Source organism: Hamadaea sp. NPDC050747 (assembly GCF_040654195.1).
Classification (GTDB): Bacteria; Actinomycetota; Actinomycetes; order Mycobacteriales; family Micromonosporaceae; genus Hamadaea.
In genome coordinates, this window is record NZ_JBFAHM010000006.1 from 367,155 (window position 1) to 373,474 (window position 6,320).

The following is a 6,320-nucleotide window of genomic DNA, read 5'->3' on the forward strand; positions in this document are numbered from 1 at the left end:
AGAGGAGTGCGTCGTGGGTATCGGTGCCAGCATCTTCCTGCTCGCCGTCGGCGCGATCCTGACCTTCGCGCTGAATGTCAGCATCGCCGGAATCGATCTCGACGCCGTCGGCTGGATCCTCATGGCGGCCGGCGCCCTGGGCCTGGTCATCACGTCCATCTTCTGGAGCAACCGTCGGTCGCGGACCACGGTGGCCGAGGAGCCGGTCGAGTACCACCGGGTCGAGGAGCGCTCGGACGTTCCGCCGCCGGTCCGGTGACGAGGCCGATTCACTGACCGCGGCCGGCGTACCTCGAGGGGAGTACGCCGGCCGCATCGTTTTCCAGCGGAAAGCCCCCTCCGTCCAGGCGGCTCCGAGCGTGTTCGTAGTGTGCCCGTCATGCCACCCGGCCCTGAGCAGTCGTTCCGCGACTACGTGCACGCGCGTGTCGCGGCGCTGTCGCGGGCGGCGTACCTGCTCACCGGCGACGCCCACCTCGCCGAAGACCTCGTGCAGCAGACCCTGGTGCAGGTCGCCTCCCGGTGGGAGCGGATCGTGGCCGGCGGCGACCCGGACGCGTACGTGCGCCGAGTCCTCTACCACCAGCACGTGTCCTGGTGGCGACGATGGCGGCGGGAACCCGTCCCGGTCGACCGGCTCCCCGACACCGCCGGGCCGCTCCCCGACGTCGAGCTGACCGTCGCCGTCCGGCAGGCCCTGGCCAAACTCACCCCGAAGCAGCGGGCGGTGCTCGTCCTGCGCTACTTCGAAGACCTCACCGAAGCCCAGGCCGCGACGGTGCTCGGGGTCGGCGTCGGCACCGTCAAGAGTCAGACCCGCGACGCCCTCGCCCGGCTGCGCGTCCTCGCCCCCGACCTGGCCGAGCTGCAGGAGGTGGCCCCATGACGACCCGGCTGGCGCAGGCGCTCCACGACGCCGCGGAGACGGCCCCCGGCGTACGCCTGCCCGACGACCTGTGGCGCCGGGGACGCCACACCCGGCGACGTCGCCGAATCCTCGCCGGCCTCCTCTGCCTGCTGATCGTCGCCACCCTCGCCTGGTTCCCCGTACGCGGCCGCACCGAGACCGGCTTCGCCGGCGGCGGACCGGACGTGCTGCCCAAGTCGGTGGCCGAGCCGTATCTGTGGCAGCAGACCTTCGACGCCGCTCCCAACGGGCCGGTGAAGCTCGCGTTCACCACTGGGCACAGCCTCAACTTCGAGACAGCGGTGGTGCTCGTCGGACGGGACGACTCCTACCGCCTCATCTACCTCAACCCCGGTCAGGACATGGGCAGCCTGTCGCCCGACGGCCGCTACCTGCTTCGGCAGAACCTCCTCGACCTCACCACGGGGCAGGTGCGGATGCTGTCGCAGCCGATCTGGGCGATGAACCTCACCCCGGTCTGGGCTCCGGACAGCCGTACGGCGGTCGCCGTGATCGACCGCGACGACGGCGTCCTCACCTACGGGCCGAACAACGAGCAGCTCAACGATCCGTCGCACCCCGACGACGTCGTCCTCGTGGACGTCGCGACCGGGAAACTGCGTACGCTGCTCACCGCCGACACCGACAATGCATGGGGCGCTTCGTTCTCGCCGGACGGCAGCCGGATCGCGATGGTCCTCGGCAAGGAGGGCAAGGACTATCGGTTCGTCGTCGTCGACGTGGCCACCGGTGCGGTGCAGGCCGACCTGCCGCTCAGCGACCGGCAGCGGCTGGCCGGACCCGCCGCCTTCAGCCCGGACGGCGCGTCCGTCCTGCTGGCGTACGGCGAGCGGTGCGGTTGGTGGCTGTACTGCGGAGACCAGACGTTCCACCTGCAGCGGCTGGACCTCGCCAGCCGCCGGATCACCGACGAACCCGCCCGGTTCACCGGCTGGCCCGACGCGGTGGCCTGGCGCGACGGATCGCCGATCCTCCAGACATCCGGCGACGCGGAGAACTCGTGCCGGTCGATCATCCTCACGCCGGGGCCGGCACAGGAGCTGCCGATCCAGGTCGGCCGCCACGGCTGCGGCACCTGGGCACGTGACCTGCTGGAACACGGCCGCCTCGACGGTCCCGCGATCGGGCCGTCGCCATGGGCGGCGCAGTGGTGGGCGTACCTCCTCGTCGCCGTACCGGCGCTCGTGCTGGCGGCAGTGCTCTATCGCCGCTTCCGGCGCCGCTGGTTCGGCCCGCGCCTGCCGGCATGACGAAGGGCCGGCCCCATCCGGCGGCCGGCCCTTCGTCGTGGGCGAGTCAATCCTGGACGGCCTGCGGCCAATCCCCGCCGGGGAACTTCGTCTCGTCCACCCGGTCGGACACGATCTGGCGGACGTTGTCGCCGGCCTCCGTGATCCGCTGGGCGATGCCGCCCAGGTTGCGCAGCTCGGTCTCGACGAGAGTGCCGACCAGCGACGCCAGGTCGGAGATCGCCCACGGAATGTCGATGATGGTGCCCGCCTTCACCGCCGCTTCGGCGACCTTTCCCGCCAGACCGGCCATCACATCGGACAGCTTGGTGACGTAATCGACGTTGGCCTGCGCGATGCCGTAGAGCCACTCGCTGATGAAGCCCGCCTTGGCCGACAGCTCCCCGGCCGCGCCGACCTGCGGCGGCAACACCTGCTGCTTGTAGTGGGTCGCGGTGCCACCCTCCCAGTAGGCGAGGTTCTCGGTCGCGTACGCCTGGATCTGCGGGACGAGACCGGACACGGGTTGCTTGACCGCGGTCAGCCAGTGAAAACTGATGTTGATCAGGGAGATCACCGGCGTGTCGTGGGCCAGCACCTCCCCGGCGATGTCCAGCACCTCGTCGATCTGGTTCTTGATCTGATCGAGCGTTTCGAGCAGCGCGGCGACCGAGGCCGCACCGATGATCGGCGACAGCCACCAGGCGTTGTCCTCCAACTGGTCGACAAGAGTGCCGAAGTCTGCCACGATCTCGTCGCCGAACTCCTCGATCTGCCGGACAGCGGTCGCGACCGCGTCCGTGTGCTGCGACGGATCACCGCTGGGCTCACCCGGACCACTCACTGCTGCCCTCCCTGCTGAGCCGTCGGCGGAGGTCCCTGCACACCGTTGGTGGCCGGTTCGCTGTAGACGGCCTCGAGATCGGCCTCCGCCGTCTGATCGGTCTGGTCGAACGCGTCGGCCATCCGGTCCAACGCCTCCCCCAGCTGCAACCACTCGGTCGCGGCCGCTTTGACCAGGGCCTGGACCTCGGCGTAGAACCCGTTGTAAGCCGAGGAGTGCAGCGCCGTGGAAATGAGCTCAGTCGGCCCGATGAAGAAGGCGGAGACGCCGAGCTTCAGCCCGTCGTTGCCCACCGGGTTCGCGTAGACCGCCGACATCTGGTCGGACAGGTCACGCCACTTGTCGGCCTCCAGCCGGACGTTGTCGGTGACGACCTCGGTAGTCGCAGGCCCGGTCACGTTGCTACCTCGATGCTTTCGGCCTGGCGGAACAGGTCCAGCGCCGCGTGCCGCAGTTGTTCGGTGTCGGCCTGCTGAATCCGCATCGGCTCCGCCGTGATGCCGACCAGACGGCCCCCGGCGCATCTGCCGCTGAACAGACTCAGCAGACCGCCGACCGGCCGCGCGTGGTTCTCGGCGGCCCGGGCCGCCTTCCGCCGCCGATAGAGCTGGTCCTCATGGTCCGACAGGCGCTGCCACACCTCCTCGATGGTCATCGGCTCGACGTAGGGCACCGGTCGCCAGTCGGGACCGTCGGCCGCCACCCGCTCGCGCTCGGCCAGGCCGGCCAGGATCAGCGCACGCGCCATAGCGCCGACCGCGTTTTGGCGTGCCTCCAGCAACGCCGGGCCCAGACCCCCCACGCCGATCCGGTCGCGCCAATCCGATCTGATGTGAACGTCGACGACCGCGCCGGTCTGATCGACGGACACTCGAACGGTGCCGCCCTCGTCCCCGGCCTCTTCGGTGGCCGGGGCCCGATAGTCGCGCCCTCCGGCCTCAGCCAGCTCGGCCAACGCCGCCTGACGCTGCTGGGCGCGGTCGACGCCGAAGGCGATCTCTCTCAACCGCCAGCGATCGCGGCCTTCTCCATACATGTCTGCTCCCCCAGAATGATCTTCGCGACCCCGAACTAGACGCCGCCCAGCGTGGCAGCGCCGACTTGCATCCCTCTTGCAGAAACCTTGAATCCGCAGGCAGACCGGGCCGCGTCGTGATCATTGCGCCAGCCATGCTGTTTCAGCGGACAAATCGCCGCCCGAAACGACGTGGCTGGCGCAATGATCACGCGAGAGGGCGGCGCGCGGGGAAGGCGCGGGTGCGAGGAAGGCAAGCGGGAGCGTGCGCTGGGGCACACAAGCGGAAAAGTGCTGGCGGCCGGGAAGATCGGCGGGCTAAAATGATCAGGTTCTGTTGCCGGCCGAGGAGTGCGTTCAGTGCTGATCTGAGATCGAGACACCACGACGTCGAGTCGTGCGCCGATCCAGATCGCCCGCCCTCGCGAGCCGGCCTTTTTCAGGCCCTCTCCCGTTCGTGGTGTCTCTCCGTGTCCCCCTTCGGATCGACCACCGTGGAGCCGCCTCGTGCCTAGTTCCCTTGTCGTCCAAGATCTCGGTTTCGCCTGGCCCGACGGCGACCGCGTCTTCGACTCCCTTTCCCTCACCATCGGCCCCGGGCGTACGGGGCTCGTCGGGCTCAACGGCTCCGGCAAGTCGACGCTGCTGCGCCTGATGGCGGGCGTGCTTCAGCCGGCCGCGGGCTCTGTCCACGTCGCGGGCAGCCTCGGCTATCTGCGGCAGGATCTGACCCTCGACACCGAGATGCCGGTGGACGAACTGCTCGGCATCGCCGCGACCCGGCGAGCCCTGCAGGCGATCGAACGCGGCGAGACCGATGTGGAGCATTTCACCGCGGTCGGCGACGACTGGGACGTCGACGAGCGGGCGCGGGCCGTGCTCGATCGGCTCGGGCTGACCGATGTCGATCTCGATCGGCGGATCGGCCAGGTCTCCGGCGGGGAGGCGATCCTTCTCGGGCTCGCCGCCCAACTCGTCCGGCGGCCGGACGTGCTGTTGCTCGACGAGCCGACGAACAACCTGGACAGCGCTGCGCGTACACGTCTGTATGAAGCGGTCACCGCGTGGCCGGGAGTGCTCGTGGTGGTCAGCCACGATCGGGCCTTGCTGGAGCTGGTGGACCAGATCGCCGAGCTGCGCGACGGCGAGGTCCGGTTCTACGGCGGCGGGTTCAGCGACTACGAGGCCGCGGTCGCGGCCGAGCAGGAGGCGGCCGAGCGGCTGGTGCGGGCGGCCGAGGCGGATGTGCGGCGCCAGCGCCGCGAGCTGATCGACGCGCAGACCAAGCTCGACCGGCGGGTCCGCTACGGCCAGAAGATGTACGACCAGAAGCGGGAGCCGAAGATCGTGATGGGCAACCGCAAACGCGCGGCGCAGGTGTCCGCGGGCAAGCACAAGACCATGCACCAGGACAAACTTGAGCAGGCTCGCGAACGTCTGGTCGTGGCGGAGGACGCGGTCCGCGAGGACGACGCCATCCGCGTCGACCTCCCGGCCACCGAGGTGCCGGCCGGGCGCACCGTCCTCACTGTCCAGGCCCGGCTCGCGCACGTGGGCCATCACGTCGATCTGGTGATACGCGGACCGGAGCGGATCGGACTGGTCGGCGCGAACGGCGCCGGGAAGTCCACATTGCTCAAAACGGTGACCGGTGCCCTGGCTCCGGCCGAGGGTTCGGTGGTGGCCGCGGTGCCGATGCGCTACCTGCCGCAGCGTCTCGACCTGCTCGACGACCGGCTGACGATCGCGGAGAACGTGGCCCGCGTCGCACCGGACGCCACTCCGAACCAGATCCGGGCGCGGCTGGCTCGATTCCTGTTCCGCGGAGCGCGAGCCGACCAGATCGCCGGTACGCTCTCCGGCGGTGAGCGCTTCCGCGCGACGCTCGCCGCGCTGCTGCTCGCCGAGCCCGCGCCGCAACTGCTGTTGCTGGACGAGCCGACGAACAACCTGGACCTGACCAGTGTGCGGCAGCTGTCGCAGGCGTTGGAGGCCTATCGTGGGGCGCTCGTCGTGGCCAGCCACGATGAACCGTTCCTGGAGTCCATCGGGATCACCCGCCGGGTCACGCTCCCCGCGTAACACCCACTGATCGCCGCCCCCTTGGGCCCTCCCGCTTGGGCGCTCTCCCGTGGGCGCTCCCGTGGGCGCACTCCCGTGGGCGCTGGATCAGGGTTCCGGGTCGAATCTTAGGGCAAGATTCGACCCGGCTGTCGCTGTCGGGGTTTTTATGGCCGAAAACGTACAACGGCATTTCCCGCACGGCGAGATCAGGCTGGGACGGAAAAGGGGTAATACGTGAGA

General features: G+C 69.6%; 7 protein-coding genes. 4 read left to right on the forward strand and 3 right to left on the reverse strand.

Annotated elements, in window-relative coordinates; translation table 11 throughout:
* Positions 1–13 precede the first annotated feature (13 nt).
* From AB0H43_RS16655 to AB0H43_RS16665, 3 genes are all read left to right on the forward strand, one after another.
* Complete coding sequence (locus AB0H43_RS16655; RefSeq protein WP_360000216.1) at positions 14–259, forward strand: DUF6458 family protein; 246 nt, start codon at positions 14–16, stop codon at positions 257–259.
* Between the two features lie 120 nt (positions 260–379).
* Positions 380–886, forward strand: a complete 507-nt coding sequence (locus AB0H43_RS16660) for a SigE family RNA polymerase sigma factor (RefSeq protein WP_360000217.1) — start codon at positions 380–382, stop codon at positions 884–886.
* Positions 883–2,178: a hypothetical protein gene (locus AB0H43_RS16665; RefSeq protein ID WP_360000218.1), complete on the forward strand. Its 1,296-nt coding sequence runs from the start codon at positions 883–885 to the stop codon at positions 2,176–2,178. Before AB0H43_RS16660 ends, AB0H43_RS16665 begins: the two co-directional genes overlap by 4 nt.
* Positions 2,179–2,224: 46 nt before the next feature.
* Here AB0H43_RS16665 and AB0H43_RS16670 read toward each other — a convergent pair whose 3' ends face one another.
* From AB0H43_RS16670 to AB0H43_RS16680, 3 genes are read right to left on the reverse strand one after another with little or no spacing between them, the layout of a single operon-like run.
* A complete protein-coding gene (locus AB0H43_RS16670) occupies positions 2,225–3,001 on the reverse strand; it encodes a hypothetical protein (RefSeq protein ID WP_360000219.1) in 777 nt (258 codons plus the stop codon).
* Entirely contained in the window at positions 2,998–3,399 is a 402-nt protein-coding gene (locus AB0H43_RS16675) for a hypothetical protein (RefSeq protein ID WP_360000220.1), read from the reverse strand. The genes AB0H43_RS16670 and AB0H43_RS16675 overlap by 4 nt, the downstream gene beginning before the upstream one ends.
* Positions 3,396–4,037 (reverse strand): hypothetical protein, encoded by a 642-nt coding sequence (locus AB0H43_RS16680; RefSeq protein WP_360000221.1) that lies wholly within the window; start codon positions 4,035–4,037, stop codon positions 3,396–3,398. The genes AB0H43_RS16675 and AB0H43_RS16680 overlap by 4 nt, the downstream gene beginning before the upstream one ends.
* Positions 4,038–4,523: 486 nt before the next feature.
* Between AB0H43_RS16680 and AB0H43_RS16685 the strand changes: the two genes are divergently transcribed.
* A complete protein-coding gene (locus AB0H43_RS16685) occupies positions 4,524–6,098 on the forward strand; it encodes an ABC-F family ATP-binding cassette domain-containing protein (RefSeq protein WP_360000222.1) in 1,575 nt (524 codons plus the stop codon).
* Positions 6,099–6,320: the final 222 nt, after the last annotated feature.

Excerpts from the sequence above, each read along its gene's own strand:
- AB0H43_RS16660 (WP_360000217.1), top strand. The coding sequence starts at position 380 with ATGCCACCCGGCCCTGAGCAGTCGTTCCGCGACTACGTGCACGCGCGT.
- AB0H43_RS16665 (WP_360000218.1), top strand. The coding sequence starts at position 883 with ATGACGACCCGGCTGGCGCAGGCGCTCCACGACGCCGCGGAGACGGCC.
- AB0H43_RS16680 (WP_360000221.1), bottom strand. The coding sequence starts at position 4,037 with ATGTATGGAGAAGGCCGCGATCGCTGGCGGTTGAGAGAGATCGCCTTC.